Here is a 15,881-nt window from a genome sequence, read left to right on the forward strand (position 1 = left end):
TTCGCCGGATTGGGCTGCCCCGTCAGCGCCTTGGCGCGCGGTTCGCCCCACTCGCCGCAAGGCTTCTTCCGGCCCTCTGCCTTGGGGATATCGCCCCGTGGCACAGATTTCTTGGGTTAATCCCCTTGAACATCGCCCAAAGTCACGCGACATAGGTTGGCCAAGGCAAGAGGAATTTTTGATGATCGACCTGTTCGGACATGGCAGCCACAGCACGCAGGGTCAGTTCACGCGCGACCCGGTCACCGGCAGCCTGATCCCCGTCGTGGTGGAACAGTCGAGCCGCGGTGAACGCAGCTTCGACATCTATTCGCGCCTGCTGCGCGAGCGAATCATCTTCGTGACCGGCCAGATCGAGGATCACATGGCCAGCGTCATCGTCGCCCAGCTGCTGTTCCTCGAGTCGGAGAACCCGACCAAGGACATCAGCATGTACATCAACTCGCCCGGCGGCGTGGTGACGGCTGGTCTGTCGATCTACGACACGATGCAGTACATCAAGCCCAAGGTCTCCACCGTGTGCATCGGCCAGGCCTGCTCGATGGGCAGCTTCCTGCTGGCCGCCGGTGAACCCGGCATGCGCGTGGCTCTGCCCAATGCGCGCATCATGATCCACCAGCCCAGCGGCGGCGCCCAGGGCATGGCTTCGGACATCGAGATCCAGGCCCGTGAGATCCTGCGCATTCGCAAGCGCATGAATGATCTTTACGTGAAGTTTACCGGTAAGAGCCTTGAAGAGATCGAGGCCGCCATGGACCGTGACACCTTCCTTGAAGCCGATGAGGCGCTCAAGTTCGGTCTGATCGACAAGGTCTTCGAAACCCGTCCCGATGGCGATGCGCCCGCGGCCGGTTAAGGAATGATCGGGACCGGTGCTTCATGCACCGGCAAGGCCCGCCCTGATAGATGAGGGGCGGGGATGATAAGAAAGTCCGGGCCGGGGAAACCTTCCCCACCCGGACGAAGCAGGAAAGCCTATGACGAAACTGAGCGGTTCCGATGCCAAGAGCACCCTCTACTGCAGCTTCTGCGGAAAGAGCCAGCATGAGGTGAGGAAGCTGATCGCTGGCCCCACCGTGTTCATCTGCGATGAATGCGTTGAGTTGTGCAACGACATCATCCGCGAGGAAACCAAGGCCGGCATCGCAGGCAAGAAGGACGGCGGCGTTCCCAGCCCGAAGGACATCTTCGAGACGCTGAACGATTACGTCATCGGCCAGGATCGCGCCAAGCGCGTGCTCTCGGTCGCCGTGCACAACCACTACAAGCGGTTGAAGCACAGCGGCAAGGGCGGCGATGTCGAGCTGTCGAAGTCGAACATCCTGCTGGTCGGCCCCACCGGCTCGGGCAAGACGCTGCTCGCCCAGACGCTGGCCAAGACCTTCGACGTGCCCTTCACCATGGCCGACGCCACCACGCTGACCGAAGCCGGTTACGTGGGTGAGGACGTGGAAAACATCATCCTCAAGCTGCTTCAGGCCAGCGACTACAATGTCGAGAAGGCCCAGCACGGCATCGTCTACATCGACGAGATCGACAAGATCAGCCGCAAGGCCGAGAACCCCTCGATCACGCGCGACGTCTCGGGCGAGGGCGTGCAGCAGGCGCTTCTGAAGCTGATGGAAGGCACCACCGCCAGCGTTCCGCCGCAGGGTGGCCGCAAGCATCCGCAGCAGGAATTCCTGCAGGTGGACACGACCAACATCCTGTTCATCTGCGGCGGCGCCTTTGCCGGTCTGGAAAAGATCATCGCGGACCGCCTGCAGAAGCGCTCGATCGGCTTCGGTGCTCATGTGGCCGACCCCGACAAGCGCAAGGTTGGCGAGCTGCTGCAGAAGGCCGAGCCGGAAGATCTGCTGAAGTTCGGCCTGATCCCCGAGTTCGTCGGCCGTCTGCCGGTGATCGCCACGCTGGAGGATCTCGACATCCCGGCGCTGGTGCTGATCCTGCGCGAGCCCAAGAACGCGCTGATCAAGCAGTACGCCAAGCTGTTCGACCTTGAAGACGTCACCCTGACCTTCACCGACGACGCGCTGGAAGCCATCGCCAAGAAGGCCATCGAGCGCAAGACCGGTGCGCGCGGCCTGCGCTCGATCGTGGAAGGGCTGCTGCTCGACACCATGTTCGACCTGCCGACCGAGAGCGATATCGCCGAGGTCGTGGTCGACAAGGACGTGGTGGAGGGCCGCAAGGAACCCGTCCGCGTGCTGAAGGGCAAGGAAGAAGCTGCGGCCTAAGTCGCTGGTTTTTCGGAATTGAAAGGGCGGCGAGGCTTCGGCTTCGCCGCTTTTTTCGTTTCAAGGGATTTGAAGAAGGGAAATGCGAGGGGGTTACCCCCTCGCGCTCCCATGAATGTCTACGTCGCGCTTCGGGTTCGGCGATGGAGCTAAGGTCGCTGCGCCGCAGGCATGAAAGCGCCTGCGCATGCTATCGATTATGATTGGATTGCCTGCGGCGCTTAATGTCACGCAGGTGGAGAGATTGGGCGCACCATTCGGGTGCCACTACCCTAGCGTCGGGAGACGTAATGGGGGTGCAGGGGGCGTAACGCCCCCTGCTTTAACCCTTAAATGCCTTCCACTTCTTCCATCATAAACCCGGCCCCCAACACGGCCCGAGGCTGCTCCACCTCCGCCGAGGTCACCGGGAAAGCGCAACTGTCCGAAGCATAGGCCCCACCCGGACGCAGATTGCCCGACAGCCCCACGCCCCCCATCGGCGCGGCGGGCAGATCGACGGTGGTAGGCCGGTTCCAATGCACCAGCCCCGCACGGCTCTGCGCCCAGAACTGGCTGTAATGCTCCGGCGTGCCGCCCACCAGCGCCGCGCAGAGGCCATATTGCGTCTCGTTGGCCACCGCGACGGCTTCGTCGAAATCCCGCACCCGGACCACCTGCAGCAGCGGGCCGAACAGCTCGACATCGGGGCGCTGCGCCATGGGCGTCACATCGATGATGCCGGGGGTGAGGAAGGGCAGGTTGGCGTGGGGGCGGGTGGGGTGGCGGATCGGGCGCGCGCCGTTGGACATCAGCCAGATAAAGCTCTGGGTCAGCCCGTCGGCGGCGGCCATGTCGCTTAGCGGGCCCATATAGGGCACGGGATCGTCGAAGGGCGCGCCGCAGATCATCAGATCAGCCCAGTGCTTGACGGCGGTGAGCAGCGGCTCGGCCATCTCCTCCTTCACGATCAGGCGGCGGGCGCTGGTGTTGCGCTGCCCGCCATGCTGGAACGCCGACTGCACCACCAGAGCGGCGGCGTCGGCGATCATCGGCGTGTCCCAGACCACCAGCGGATTGTTGCCACCCAGTTCCAGCCGCAGCAGGCGGTCGGGCCGGTTGGCATAGGCCCGCGCGAAGCCCAGCCCCACCGAAGCCGATCCGGCAAACAGCAGGCCATCAAGGCCCTCATGCAGCGCCAACGCCTGACCCTGCTCGGCCCCGCCGACAACCAGTTGCAGCACGCCATCGGGCACGCCCATCCGCGCGGCGGCCTGCACGATGGCCTCGCCCACGGCGACGGCCTTGTCGGAAGGCTTGAACAGCACGGTGTTGCCCGCGATCAGCGCCGGGAAGATCTGGGTGAGGGGCGTGAGCAGGGGCTGGGCGAAGGGGCTGATCACCCCCAGCACGCCATGCGGCTTGTGCCGAGTGGCCATCATGCCGTTGCGGCCATTGTCGAGTTTGCGTTGGGCGCAGCGCTCGGCATGGGCGCGCACCACGATCTCCACGCGGGCGATGGCGGCGTCGGTCTCGGCATGGGCCTCCCACAGGGGCATGCCGGTTTCGCGGGCCAGCAGATGGACCAGATCCTCGCCCATGCGGCGCAGGTCGCGCGTCAGGCGGCGGCAGAACTCCACGCGGTCGGATTGGGGCAGCATCGCCCAGCGGGGCCAGGCAAGGCGAGCACGCTCCACGCTGCTGTCGATATCGCTGACAGCGCCTTGCCACAGCACCTCACCCGTCGCCGGTTCCAGCGAGGTGATCTGAGCGGGCGAGACAGACGTGTGGATCAAGAGACGGCCTTCGTTGAGGTAGAATACGTGCGATTGTCCCTTTCTTGCACGCTGCATGGTTATCAGGAGGTTTCCATAGGGCTTGGGGAAAGAGGAAAAGCAGGGGGCGTTACGCCCCCTGCACCCCCGTTACGTCTCCCGACACGGATGGAGCGCAAGGCCGGATCGTGGCGCAAACGTCCCACCGCCGGAGGCTTTATTGCCTGCGGCGCTGCGACGTTGCTCTGTCGCTGAACCCTGTGCGCCACGTAGGCATTAAAGGGAGCGCGAGGGGGTAACCCCCTCGCATTTCCGCTTTACCTTTCCTGATGCCCCACTGCCTTCAAAGGCTCCCCCAAAGCCTCCCCCAACCGACCAATCGCGGCGGTATGATCATGCAGAGCCTGCCAGTCATCCCCGGCATCGATAGCGGCCCAGATGCGCTCCACCTCATCGATGTGATTCGTCGGCGCGGTATCCTCATGCCACAGCGCATGATCCAGAGCGCCGGGCACGACTTCAGGCAGGCCTTCCAGCAAGCGCCCGCCGCGATGGATGTGGAAGAACACATCGGGGCTCAAACCGCTGGCGGCCAGAGCTTTACCGATCACGTTCAGCGCGGCGGCATCCTCTTCTGGCCCAACTTCCTGCACACCCAGACGCCACAGCACGCGCTGGGCGAGGCGGCGCTGGAAGATCGGCTCGAAGCGCTCCAGCGCGGCCACCAGCGGCGCGGTTTCTGCCAGAGGCCGCAGAGCTATTGCCAGTTGCCCGCAGTTCCAGCGAATCGCCTCGCCCTGCCGCCCGAAGGCGTAGAGACCAGCGTGATCGAAGTAGGCGGCGGTGAAGCTGGCGTCCCATGCGGGCAGCCAGCGCCATGGGCCGTAATCGAAGCTTTCGCCGGTGATGTTCATATTGTCGGTGTTGAGTACGCCATGGACGAAGCCGCTCGCCACATAGCTGGCGGCCATATCGGCCAGCCGCTCCACCACCTGATGCAGCAGGATCACGGCGGGGTTTTCTGCGTCGGGGGCGCCCTCGGGCGCCTTGGGGCCGGGGTATTGCGCCAGAGCGTAATCGACTAAAGCCGCCAGATGCGCATCCTCTTCCAGCGCCATCAACCGCTGAAAACTGCCGATACGGATATGCCCATGCGACAGGCGCACCAACACGGCGGAGCGAGTCGGGCTGGGCTCATCGCCGCGATGGAGATGCTCGCCGGTTTCGATCACGGAGAAGGTTTTGGAGGTGTTGGCGCCCAAGGCTTCCAGCATGGTGGTGGCCAGAATCTCGCGCATCGCGCCTTTCAGCGTGAGTCGCCCATCGCCCTGACGGCTCCATGGCGTCACGCCTGAGCCTTTGGTGCCAAGGTCCATCAGGCGCCCGGCGCCATCGCGCATCTGGGCAAATAAAAACCCACGCCCGTCGCCCAACTCCGGGTTGTAATGGCGGAACTGGTGGCCGTGATAGCGCAGCGCCAGCGGCTGGGGCAGATTGCCCTCCAGCGGCTCAAAACGCCCGAAATGGGCGATCCATGCCTCATCGCTCAGCCCGGAAAGGCCAACCGTTGCGGCATGGGTGTCATCACGCCAGCGCAGGATATGTTGGGGGAAATTGGCGGGGGGCACCTTGTCCCCCAGCCAATCGGCGATGGTGTTGATCTGTGGATCAGGCCTGTAGGGCGATGCTTGCGGTTCTTGGCGCATGGCCGCATAAGTGGGGGCGTGTCCGGCCCGGCGCAAGCGGGAAAGGGCGAGCGGGTGCCGCACCCTCATGCGGTTTCGTGAAGCACAGGACTGATGACCTCTTTCACCGACCGGCCCAGCGCCGACCAAGCCTATACCGACCGCCACTGGCAAAGTGGTGACGGGCTCTCCCTGCATTTTCGCGATTACGCGGGTCCAGAAGGCGGCATTCCGGTGCTCTGCCTGCCCGGGCTGACCCGCAATGCGCGTGATTTCGAGGGGCTTGCCGCAAGGCTGGCCGGGCGCTGGCGCGTGCTCTGCCCGGATATGCGCGGGCGGGGTGACAGCGCCTATGCCAAGAACTCCGCCACCTACAATCCGCTGCAATATGTGGCCGATGTGAACGCCTTGCTGGAGCAGGAGGGCATCACGCGCTTTATCGCGGTGGGCACCTCGCTGGGCGGCTTGATGACGATGCTGATGGGCATGGTGGAGCCGGGGCGAATCGCCGGCGCGGTGCTGAACGACATCGGCCCGGTGATCGAGCCTGAAGGCTTGGCCCGTATCCGCGACTATGTGGGGCAGGGCGGCACCTTCCCGACATGGATGCACGCCGCCCGCGCTTTGGAAGAAGACCAGAGCGCGGCCTTCCCCGATTATCAGGCGGCGGACTGGCTGGCGATGGCCAAGCGGGTGATGGTGCTCAACGCCAATGGCCGCATCGTCTACGATTACGACATGAAGATTGCCGAGCCCTTCGAAAAGCCGGGCGGCGAGGCGGGTGTCGATCTGTGGCCAGGGCTGGAGGCTTTGCAACAGGTGCCGGTGCTGTTCATCCGCGGCGCCCTGTCGGACATTCTCTCGCCCGAAACGCTGGCGCAGATGACCCGCCGCCTGCCCAGGGCCGAGGCCGTCACCGTGCCCCGCACCGGCCATGCCCCCACGCTGGACGAGCCCGAAGCTGCCGAGGCGATCGAGCGCCTGCTGGCCAGAATCGTGACTCCGGTGGCCTGAACGCATGAGCCTTTTGAAAGTACTGCATCTCCATTCCAGCTTCGATCCGGGCGGGAAGGAGCTGCGCTGTGTGCAGCTGATGAACGCCTTCGGGCCGGATGTGCATCACGCGGTGGTCTCGGGCGTTCCGGGGGCGATGGGCGCGGCTGCGCGGCTCAAGCCCGGCCTGCGTGTGGATCTGGCGCCGGATTTTCCGTCCTTGCAGGGCAAGCCCACGCCGGGTCGGCTGATGGCGCTGGCCAAGGCCATGGCGCCTTACGATCTGGTGCTGACCTATAATTTCGGCGCGATGGATGCTGTGTTGGCGCATACGCTGTTCGGCGATGTGCTGCGCCTGCCGCCGCTGGTCCATCATGAGGACGGCTTCAACCAGGATGAGGTCGACAAGCGCAAGCCCAGCCGCAACTGGTATCGCCGCATCGCTTTGGGCCGGGTGAAGGCGCTGGTGGTGCCCTCGCAGCGGCTGGAGGCGATTGCCGTTACCGAATGGCACCAGCCGCCCGGCAAATTGCGGCGCATCGTCAATGGCATCGACACCGCCGCCTATGGCCGCAAGCCCAAGGCGGACGTGCTGCCGCGCCTGATCAAGCGCCCGGGCGAGAAGTGGCTGGGCACGCTGGCAGGGCTGCGCGCGGTGAAGAACCTGCCGCGTCTGGTGCGCGCCTTTGCCGATCTGCCCGACAATTGGCATCTGGTGATCCTTGGCGAGGGGCCTGAGCGCGACGCTATCCGTGCCGCCGCCATGGCGGCCAAAGTGGGGCATCGCTTCCATCTGCCCGGCCATGCCGCCGATCCTTCCAAGGTGGTGGGGCTGTTCGACATCTTTGCCCTGTCCTCCGACAGCGAGCAGTTCCCGATCAGCGTGGTCGAGGCGATGGCAGCGGGGTTGCCCGTGGCGGCCACCGATGTCGGCGATGTGCGGGCGATGGTCTCGGTGGAGAACCAGCCCTATATCGTGCCCGCCAGCGATGAGGCGCTGGGCGATGCCATTGCCCGTCTGGCTCAGGATGATGCGCTGCGCACCCGCATCGGCGCTGCCAACCGTGCCCGCGCCCGCGCCGAATATGATCAGGCGACCATGCTGGAAGCCTATCGCGACACCTACAGCGCGGCTCTGGGGGGCAGGGCTTTTCCCTGAGCGGTTCAGCACCTCTTCAGGCGTGATCGGCTTGAAGGCGTGTTAAAGCCTGAAACGGGCCGGGGGAAACCAAGCATAGACATTGAAAAGCGCGGCCCATCCGCTAAACACCCCCGCTGATGCCCGGCTTTGTCAGCTTGTCGGGCGGACCGTACCACGTTGAAGAAAGCGAATTGCCTTGGCCCTGCGTCCTACCCGTCCCCAGTCGAGAGCCGATCAGCTGGCCGCGCGTGATGCGGCCCAGACCGATGCCTTCATGCGCGAGGTGGATGAGGCGCTGCGCGAGGACCAGATGAAGTCCGCCTTCAAGCGCTGGGGCCTGCCTGCGGGGATCGCCGTGGTGGCGGCTCTGGGCGCGCTGGGCGGCGGCCTGTGGTGGAACCATCACAAGCAGGCCGAAGCCGAGGAACGCGGCATCGCCATCACCCGCGCCATCGACCAGATCGAGGGCGGTCGCATCGATCTGGCCACCGCCAGCCTGGATACCATCGCCGAGGGCGATGCGGCGGGCAGCGCGGCGCTGGCCAAGCTGATTCAGGCGGGCATTGCCCTGCAGCAGAACAAGCCTGCCGATGCGGTGAAGCTGTATGACGCGGTTTCGGGCGATGCCAATGCGCCGCAGCCCCTGCGCGATCTGGCGACCCTGCGCGGCGTGGCCGCCGGTTTCGACACGATCGGCCCGGACAAGGCGCTGGAGCGTCTGAAGCCGCTGGCCGTGCCGGGCAATCCGTGGTTCGGCCCGGCTGGTGAGCTGGCGGCGCTGGCCTATCTCAAGCTGAACAAGCCCGATCAGGCCGGAACCCTGCTGCGCGAAATCGCCAAGGACAAGGACACGCCCGAGACGCTGAAGGCGCGCACCCGCCAGCTGGCCGGTCTGCTGGGCTTCGACACCATCGACGATATCGCCCGCGCGCCCGAGGAAGCGCCTGCCGCTGCCGGTCCCGCGCCGGCTGGCCCTGCCGCCGGACCCGCTCCGGCTGAGGCCGCGCCTGCCGGCGCGGCAGCCACGCAGGCTCCGGCGCCGCGCGCCGAGGCACCTGCCGCGCGCATGCCGGCGGCGCCCGCCCCGGTCAAGCTTGCTCCCGCCAAGCCTGTCCCCGCCGCCAAGGCGACCCTGGCCCCCGGTCTTGCGGCGCCCATCACTGCTGCTCCCGCGCCTGCCGCACCTGCTCCGGCTCAGCCGTGACATCGGATTTGAAAGAGGATTTCCCGCGCATGACGCCTTCCGTTTCCCGTCGCACGCCGATTTCGCTGATGCGCGGTGCCCTTGGTCTGGCGCTGGCCGTGTCGCTTGCGGCTTGCGGTCATGCGGGCAAGCATGATGTGAATTCGGTGTCCGACACGGATGCCGCCAAGCCTGCCAAGCACAAGAAGCGCGGCAAGCGCGCGACGCCCGCCAATGGCAACCGCATCCCGATCCTCAGCCGCATCGAATCGGCCAATAAGGTCGACAATGACATTGCCAATATGGCGGTGGTGGTGCCCACGGCTGAGGAAAATGCCGATTGGGCCCAGCCGGGCGGCTCGGCCAACAAGGCCTCGGGCAATCTGGCACTGGCCAAGGCGCCCAAGCGCGTCTGGGCCGCCGAAGTGGCGGGCAGCAATCCGCGCCAGCGTCTGGCTGCCGCGCCGGTCGTTTCGGGCGGGCTGCTGTTCATGTTCGACACCAACGGCATCCTCCATGCCTTTGACGCCAAGACCGGCGCCAACAAATGGACCGCCAGCTTCGATGTGGCGGGCATGCTGGGCCAGGCCGTGTTCGGCGGCGGCGCCAGCGTGGATGGCGGGCGCGTCTATGTGACGACCGGCCTTGGCGATGTGGCCGCGCTGGAGGCCGCCACCGGCAAGCAGGTCTGGAAGGTGAAGCCTGCGGGCCCGCTGCGCGGCAGCCCGACGGTGGCTTTCGGCACCGTCTTCGTGATGACCCAGAACAATGAAATCCACGCGCTCAACGCCGACGATGGCAGCGAGCTGTGGCAGGAAGCCGCCTCGCTGGGCCAGACCGGCGTGTTCGGCGTGGGCGCTCCGGCGGCGGGTCAGGGTTCTGTGGTGGCGGGCTTCTCCACCGGCGAGCTGGTGGCCTATCGCTATGAGAACGGGCGCCAGCTGTGGTCTGATGCTCTCTCGCGCACCTCGCTCTCCACCAGCGTGGGCGTGCTGACCGACATTGACGCCGCGCCGATCATCGACCGTGGCCGCGTCTTCGCTCTGGGTCAGGGCGGGCGCATGGCCTCCTACGATCTGCTCACCGGGCAGCGCGTGTGGGAGCTGAATGTCGCGGGCATTTCCACCCCGGCGATCTCGGGCGACTGGATCTTCACGCTCACCGATGACGACCGCCTGCTGTGCATCGCGCGCAGCAACGGCAAGGTGCGCTGGATTTCGCAGCTCAGCCGCTATCACAATGCCGAGAAGAAGCAGGGCGAAATCTTCTGGACCGGCCCGGTGCTGGCGGGCGACCAGCTGTGGGTCGCCAATTCGGAGGGCTCGCTCTTCACCGTTTCGGTGATGGATGGTCTGGCCAAGCGCTATATGGATTTCAAGACGCCGATCTCGCTGGCCCCGGTGGTCGCCGGATCGACGCTCTATGTGATCGAGGACAGCGGCAAGATCACGGCGCTGAAGTAAGCTTATCTCGCTCTTAACCGTGACGGCCCTAGGACGGCGGGATGAGCGAGATCAGCCAGCATGAAACTCTGAAGCGCCCGGCCAGCGATGTGTCGGGCGCTGTCGGTTGGGTGGGCCTTGCGGGGCTGGCCTGCTGGGTGCTGATCTGCCGCCATTGGGGGCAGGTGGCCGATACGCTGGGCATTGCCGGGCCGCGCCAGCCGATGTCCGGGCCTTATGCCGCGCTGATGGGCGTGCTGGCCTGCGGGCTGCCGATGGTGCTGTGGTCTCTGGCGGTGGACAAGGTGCATCGCCGTGCCTCCACGGGGCTGAACTGGTCTCAGCCGCGCCCCTGGCGCGAAGGGCTGTCCACGGCGTCGGTCAAGCTGCTCGGCCTGTGGGCGACATGGGCGATGATCGGCGCGTTCTATGTGCTGGAGCGCTATTACTGGCAGGGCAGCTATCTCTTCGCGATCCGGCTGATGGGCGTGGCGGTGGTGCCGCTGGCCTTGCTCTCCATCCCCTATGTGCTGTGGCTGGAGCGCGTGCTGGTGCAGCGCCATGATGGCGCGTGGCATTTCGGAGCGATGCTGCTGGCGCGCGAGGGCTGGGATGGCCCGCATGTCTTGCGCTATCTGCGCAGCTGGGCGGTGAAGGGCTTTTTCACGGCCTTTATGCTTTCGATCCTGCCGGGTGGCTTTGCCGATCTGGTGAACTGGCAAGCGTGGAGCGAGCCCATCGCTTTGACCAATGGGCTGACGCTGGCGCTGTTCGTGGTGGATGCGCAGATCGGCACGGTGGGCTATCTGCTGACGGTGCGCCCGCTCGATGCGCAGATCCGCAGCGCCAATCCTTTCCTCGATGGCTGGCTGGCGGCGCTGATCTGCTACCCGCCTTTCACGCTGATGAGCGAGGGCGGGTTGCTCGACTATCACCCCGGAACCTCTGACTGGAGCCACTGGTTGGCCGATTATCCCGCCCTGCTGTGGATCTGGGGTGGCTGGCTGGTGCTGCTGGTGGCGATCTATGCCTGGGCGACGATGGCTTTCGGCCTGCGCTTTTCCAACCTGACCTATCGCGGCGTGCTGACCCATGGCCCTTACCGGCTGACGCGCCATCCGGCCTATGTCTCGAAAAATCTGTTCTGGTGGTCTTCCACGCTGCCCTTTTTCGCCACCACGCATCAGTGGTCGGACATCATCCGCAACTGCGTGATCATGGCGGCGGTGAGCGGCGTCTATTGGTGGCGCGGCGTGACCGAGGCGCGCCATCTGGCCGCCGAAGACCCCAAATATCGCGCCTATTCGGACTGGGCGCAGCACCATGCGCCGATCACCCGCGCGATCGGCCGATTCCAGCGCTGGCTGTTCGACTGATTATTCCGCTGAAGACGCCGCCGCTTGTGGCAGCAGCGGCGCATCCGGCCCCGGCGTGCCATCGGGGTTGCGGCAGACCAGTGGCTTGGCGTCATACAGCGACAGCAGCTTCTCTACCGCCACCTTCAGCCCTTCGGCGCGGGTGCGGGTGGAGAGCAGCCAGTCGTTGGAATTGACGCTCTGCGACAGCGTGCCGGACTTGCTGGAACTGCCGCTGAAAGGCGCGGTGCTGGAATTGTCCTGCTTGGTGGCGCCCACCAGATGCACGCAGCCGCTGGTCTTGCAATAGAAGCGGAGCGCCGCCGTGCCATCGTCATGCGGCACGATCGTCAGCGAGGGTTGCAGATCGGAGGGCAGCAGGCTGTAGGTCAGCGTGCTGCCGGTCTGATGCGTGTCTGTGCCCAGGAACGCTGGCTGCTGGCTGGTGATGCTGCTGGTTTCGGTCCAGCGCCAGCCGGTGGCGTCCAGCGACGCGATTTCGATGCTCCAGTCCAGCGCGCGCGGGTTCTGGGGATCGTTGTTGCCTTCCGTCACCTTGTCCAGCGTGGTCTTGATGATGGTCTGCTGCTGGGTGATCTGATCGGCATTGCCCTGCGTGGCCTGCGTGTTGCGCGTTTCGCAGGCGCGGATCGCCTCCTTGTCGGAAGCGGCGCGGGCCGCGGCCTTCTGCTTGGCGACCTCCTCGGGCGAGGGCCCGAAGAGGTGGCACGAGGATGGCCCGCAGGCCACCAGCATAAAGGAAGCGAGGATTATTCCCTTGTTCATGGGCACTTTGCGCATGGGTCTTAGAAGCTCTTCACATCATAGATGCGCGACAGATCGCCGTTCCATTCGCCATGGTACAGGTCGAGCAGGCGCTGGGCCGGAACCTTGCCGGTGGAGACCACCTCGTCAAGCGGGGCCAGGAAGCCGGTTTCATCGTCACCGATGGCGTTCTTCTGGGCGCGCGCGCGCAGACCCGAGCGGGCGATGTCCAGCACCTCGCGCGCGATGTCTTTCAGTGTGCCGCCGCCGGGGATCGGTGCATCCAGCGCCAGCTTGGGGACAGAGGAACGCAAAGCTTCGCGCCCTTCCATATCCCAGCCCTTGACCAGATCCCACGCCGCATCCAGCGCCGCCTGATCGTAAAGCAGGCCGACCCACAGGGCAGGCAGGGCGCAGATCCGGTCGGTCGGGCCGCCATCGGCGCCGCGCATTTCGAGGAAGCTCTTCAACCGCACCTCGGGGAAGGCGGTGGAGAGGTGATCGACCCAGTCGCTCTCGCGCGGCAGTTCGCCGGGCAGGACCGAGAGCTTGCCCGCAAGGAAATCGCGGAAGGAAAGCCCCGCCGCATCGATGTATTTCCCGTCGCGGTAGACGAAGTACATAGGCACATCGAGCATATAGTCGACGTAACGCTCATACCCGAAGCCATCCTCGAAGACGAAGGGCAGCATGCCGGTGCGCGCCGGATCGGTGTCCGACCAGATGTGGCTGCGGTAGGAAAGATAGCCGTTGGGCTTGCCCTCAAGGAAGGGCGAATTGGCGAAAAGCGCGGTGGCCAGCGGCTGAAGCGCCAGCGAAACGCGGAACTTCTGCACCATGTCGGCTTCGCTGGAATAGTCCAGATTGGTCTGGATGGTGCAGGTGCGCAGCATCATGTCCAGACCCATCGAGCCCACGCGCGGCATATGGCGCAGCATGATCTCGTAGCGGCCCTTGGGCATGATCGGCAGCTCTTCGCGGGTCTTGTCGGGCCACAGACCCAGACCGAGGAAGCCGGTGCCGGTGGCCTCGCCAATGGCCTTGACCTGCTTCACATGGCGCGCGCTTTCCGCGCAGGTCTCATGCAGGTTGACCAGCGGCGCGCCCGACAGCTCAAGCTGCCCTGCCGGCTCAAGGCTGACATTGCCGTCCTTGCCCTTCAGGGCAATGATGTTGCCTCCTTCCATGATCGGCTCCCAGCCGAACTGGCCCAGCGAGACCAGCATGTCGCGGATGCCGTGGGGCTCGTCATAGGAGGGCGCGCGGTGGTCGGCGGTGCGATAGACGAATTTCTCGTGCTCGGTGCCGATGCGCCAGCGATCACGGGGCTTTTCGCCCCCGGCCATCGGCGCGATCAACTGCTCGCGCGTGGTGATGACCGGATCGACGCGATCCGAAACTTCCTTGGTGCTCATGCCTAATTCGTCCACCGCTGAATGCTGGCGAGTGTTAGGGCACAGCCCGGACCCAAGCCAGCGCTAAATGACGAGGGTGACCCCCGCCGCCAGCGCGTTTGAGCATTTGCGGGAGAAAATCAAGAATTTTGTACCGACCAGTCTCCAATTACCCCCATCCATAATGCGGTGGCGGCGATTGTGGCTGTTTCACCACGCAAAATACGGGGGCCGAGCGTGATGGGATGAGCGCTGGCAAGGGCGCGGATGGCGGCGCGCTCGCCCTCGTCGAAGCCGCCCTCGGGGCCGGTGAGCAGGGCGGCGGGGCCTGTGTTGGCGATGAAGGTGGCGGCGGCGGGAGCGCCTCCGGTTTCATCGGCGAAGAACAGGGCGCGTGAGGGCTCCCAGCCTTTGAGCAGGGAGTCCAGCTTCACCGGTTCCGCCAACACCGGAAGAGCGGTGCGGGCGCATTGCTCGGCGGCTTCGGTGAGCAGGGCGCGGGCGCGGTCCATGTTCAGCTTGTCGGCCACGCAGCGACGGGTCAGCACCGGCTGGATGCGGGCCACGCCCAGCTCGCAGGCCTTTTCCAGCACCAGATCGAAGCGATCCTTCTTGAGCAGCGCCGCGCAAAGCGTGAAATCGGGCACATCCTCGCGCGGACGCAGCAGCACTTCGCAGGTGACGGCCAGATCGCGCTTGCCGACATGGGTGGCGCGCGCGGCCCATTCGCCGCTGGCGTCATCGCACAGGATCACCGCATCGCCCACGCCGATGCGCATCACCCGGCCCAGATAATGCGCCTGAGCCCCCTCGATCACCACCTGCGCATCCTGAACCAGCGGCCCAGGCACAAAAAGACGCGGCGCGCTGCGCGGAGGCCAGGCGGGGGTGGCGGGCAGATGGTCACTCATAACGCTTCCCTAGCGGCGCGCAGCCCCCAAGACCAGAGCAGCTCTTGTGAGCCGACCACGGCAGGGATATGCCGCGCAGATGACCCAGCCCATTCAGCCCCAAACCGTGCCCGACAGCGAACATCGTGGCCTGATGGCGATCCTGCCCCCGGTGGCGCGCGATTACGCCGCTCTGGCTCGGCTGGACCGTCCCATCGGCTGGTGGCTGCTGTTCTGGCCCTGCGCCTGGGGTGTGCTGCTGGGCGGCGGCATGCCCTCGCTGATGACCGGGCGCTGGGGCCTCCTTGCGTGGCTGCTGCTGGGATCGGTGGCGATGCGCGGCGCGGGCTGTGTTTACAACGATATCGTAGATGTGGATATCGACCAGCAGGTGGCCCGCACCCGTGCCCGCCCCATCGCCAGCGGGCGGGTTTCCAAAAAAGCCGCATGGATCTGGCTGCTGGCCCTGTGCCTGATCGGCCTGATGGTGCTGCTGCAACTCCACTGGCAGGCGCAACTGGTGGCACTTGGCTCGCTGGCGCTGGTCGCGGCCTATCCCTTTATGAAGCGCATCACCGGCTGGCCGCAGGCATGGCTGGGGCTGGTTTTCACATGGGGCGCTCCCGTCGGCTGGGTCGAGGTGATGGGCTTCGAGCAACTCGATGTCCTCGGCCTGCTCTACCTCGGCTGCTGGGGCTGGTGCGTGGGCTATGACACGATCTACGCCTGTCAGGACCGCGAGGACGATGTGCTGGTTGGCATTGGCTCCTCGGCCCTGTCACTGGGCGGGCGCATTCGTGAGGGCGTGCTAGGCTTCTACGCCGTGGCACTGATCAGCTGGGGTCTGGCCTTCTGGCGCCTGCGCCCGGACGTGCTGGTGCTGGCGGCGCTGGCCCCGGTGGCGGTGCATCTGCTCTGGCAGGCTTTGAGTTTGAACCCTGAGGATGGCGGCGGGGCTTTGGCCCGCTTCCGCTCAAACCGGTTTGCCGGGTTGTTGATGGCTTTGGGGTGTTGGGTGGTAGGGAACGCCTGAAGAAGGGGT

The 15,881-nt window shown here is 65.5% G+C and carries 13 protein-coding genes; 8 read left to right on the plus strand and 5 right to left on the minus strand.

Annotation, left to right across the window (positions count from 1 at the left end; genetic code table 11):
• The first annotated feature begins 181 nt into the window (after positions 1-181).
• Together clpP and clpX are read left to right on the plus strand one after the other, a co-directional pair.
• Positions 182-856, plus strand: coding sequence for an ATP-dependent Clp endopeptidase proteolytic subunit ClpP (gene clpP / locus HGK27_RS04390; protein WP_206239033.1), 675 nt, complete (start codon positions 182-184; stop codon positions 854-856).
• Positions 857-977: 121 nt separating this feature from the next.
• On the plus strand, positions 978-2,237 hold the full coding sequence (gene clpX, locus HGK27_RS04395) for an ATP-dependent Clp protease ATP-binding subunit ClpX (RefSeq protein ID WP_206239035.1): 1,260 nt from the start codon (positions 978-980) through the stop codon (positions 2,235-2,237).
• A gap of 329 nt (positions 2,238-2,566) precedes the next feature.
• Here the strand turns inward: clpX and HGK27_RS04400 are convergent, their stop codons facing one another.
• Both HGK27_RS04400 and HGK27_RS04405 read right to left on the minus strand, forming a co-directional pair.
• The gene (locus tag HGK27_RS04400) at positions 2,567-4,012 is read right to left on the minus strand and encodes an aldehyde dehydrogenase family protein (protein ID WP_241126840.1); all 1,446 of its coding nucleotides are present in this window, start codon (positions 4,010-4,012) and stop codon (positions 2,567-2,569) included.
• A gap of 296 nt (positions 4,013-4,308) precedes the next feature.
• A complete protein-coding gene (locus HGK27_RS04405) occupies positions 4,309-5,697 on the minus strand; it encodes a protein adenylyltransferase SelO family protein (RefSeq protein WP_206239039.1) in 1,389 nt (462 codons plus the stop codon).
• Between the two features lie 93 nt (positions 5,698-5,790).
• Between HGK27_RS04405 and HGK27_RS04410 the strand changes: the two genes are divergently transcribed.
• From HGK27_RS04410 to HGK27_RS04430, 5 genes are all read left to right on the plus strand, one after another.
• Complete coding sequence (locus tag HGK27_RS04410; RefSeq protein ID WP_206239041.1) at positions 5,791-6,690, plus strand: alpha/beta fold hydrolase; 900 nt, start codon at positions 5,791-5,793, stop codon at positions 6,688-6,690.
• A gap of 4 nt (positions 6,691-6,694) precedes the next feature.
• Positions 6,695-7,828, plus strand: a complete 1,134-nt coding sequence (locus HGK27_RS04415) for a glycosyltransferase (RefSeq protein ID WP_206239043.1) — start codon at positions 6,695-6,697, stop codon at positions 7,826-7,828.
• A gap of 178 nt (positions 7,829-8,006) precedes the next feature.
• Positions 8,007-9,014 carry a tetratricopeptide repeat protein gene (locus HGK27_RS04420; RefSeq protein WP_241126842.1) on the plus strand — a complete coding sequence of 336 codons (1,008 nt, stop codon included), beginning with the start codon at positions 8,007-8,009 and terminating at the stop codon, positions 9,012-9,014.
• 29 nt (positions 9,015-9,043) lie between these two features.
• A complete protein-coding gene (locus HGK27_RS04425; protein WP_241126844.1) occupies positions 9,044-10,456 on the plus strand; it encodes an outer membrane protein assembly factor BamB family protein in 1,413 nt (470 codons plus the stop codon).
• A 41-nt stretch (positions 10,457-10,497) separates the two neighbouring features.
• Positions 10,498-11,811, plus strand: a complete 1,314-nt coding sequence (locus HGK27_RS04430; protein ID WP_206239045.1) for a DUF1295 domain-containing protein — start codon at positions 10,498-10,500, stop codon at positions 11,809-11,811.
• Here the strand turns inward: HGK27_RS04430 and HGK27_RS04435 are convergent, their stop codons facing one another.
• The 3 genes from HGK27_RS04435 to HGK27_RS04445 form a co-directional block, all read right to left on the minus strand.
• The gene (locus HGK27_RS04435; RefSeq protein ID WP_206239046.1) at positions 11,812-12,576 is read right to left on the minus strand and encodes a hypothetical protein; all 765 of its coding nucleotides are present in this window, start codon (positions 12,574-12,576) and stop codon (positions 11,812-11,814) included. It abuts the gene before it with no gap.
• 20 nt (positions 12,577-12,596) lie between these two features.
• The gene (locus HGK27_RS04440) at positions 12,597-13,970 is read right to left on the minus strand and encodes a glutamate--cysteine ligase (RefSeq protein WP_206239048.1); all 1,374 of its coding nucleotides are present in this window, start codon (positions 13,968-13,970) and stop codon (positions 12,597-12,599) included.
• A gap of 119 nt (positions 13,971-14,089) precedes the next feature.
• Positions 14,090-14,860 (minus strand): 16S rRNA (uracil(1498)-N(3))-methyltransferase, encoded by a 771-nt coding sequence (locus HGK27_RS04445; protein WP_407674587.1) that lies wholly within the window; start codon positions 14,858-14,860, stop codon positions 14,090-14,092.
• Between the two features lie 79 nt (positions 14,861-14,939).
• Between HGK27_RS04445 and ubiA the strand changes: the two genes are divergently transcribed.
• Entirely contained in the window at positions 14,940-15,872 is a 933-nt protein-coding gene (gene ubiA, locus HGK27_RS04450) for a 4-hydroxybenzoate octaprenyltransferase (protein WP_206239050.1), read from the plus strand.
• The last annotated feature ends 9 nt before the right edge of the window (positions 15,873-15,881 follow it).

Source organism: Novosphingobium terrae, assembly GCF_017163935.1.
Classification (GTDB): domain Bacteria; phylum Pseudomonadota; class Alphaproteobacteria; order Sphingomonadales; family Sphingomonadaceae; genus Novosphingobium; species Novosphingobium terrae.

Excerpts from the sequence above, each read along its gene's own strand:
- HGK27_RS04425 (WP_241126844.1), top strand. The coding sequence starts at position 9,044 with ATGACGCCTTCCGTTTCCCGTCGCACGCCGATTTCGCTGATGCGCGGT.
- HGK27_RS04440 (WP_206239048.1), bottom strand. The coding sequence starts at position 13,970 with ATGAGCACCAAGGAAGTTTCGGATCGCGTCGATCCGGTCATCACCACG.
- ubiA (WP_206239050.1), top strand. The coding sequence starts at position 14,940 with ATGACCCAGCCCATTCAGCCCCAAACCGTGCCCGACAGCGAACATCGT.
- HGK27_RS04435 (WP_206239046.1), bottom strand. The coding sequence starts at position 12,576 with ATGAACAAGGGAATAATCCTCGCTTCCTTTATGCTGGTGGCCTGCGGG.
- clpP (WP_206239033.1), top strand. The coding sequence starts at position 182 with ATGATCGACCTGTTCGGACATGGCAGCCACAGCACGCAGGGTCAGTTC.
- HGK27_RS04415 (WP_206239043.1), top strand. The coding sequence starts at position 6,695 with ATGAGCCTTTTGAAAGTACTGCATCTCCATTCCAGCTTCGATCCGGGC.
- HGK27_RS04405 (WP_206239039.1), bottom strand. The coding sequence starts at position 5,697 with ATGCGCCAAGAACCGCAAGCATCGCCCTACAGGCCTGATCCACAGATC.
- HGK27_RS04445 (WP_407674587.1), bottom strand. The coding sequence starts at position 14,860 with ATGAGTGACCATCTGCCCGCCACCCCCGCCTGGCCTCCGCGCAGCGCG.
- HGK27_RS04430 (WP_206239045.1), top strand. The coding sequence starts at position 10,498 with ATGAGCGAGATCAGCCAGCATGAAACTCTGAAGCGCCCGGCCAGCGAT.
- clpX (WP_206239035.1), top strand. The coding sequence starts at position 978 with ATGACGAAACTGAGCGGTTCCGATGCCAAGAGCACCCTCTACTGCAGC.
- HGK27_RS04410 (WP_206239041.1), top strand. The coding sequence starts at position 5,791 with ATGACCTCTTTCACCGACCGGCCCAGCGCCGACCAAGCCTATACCGAC.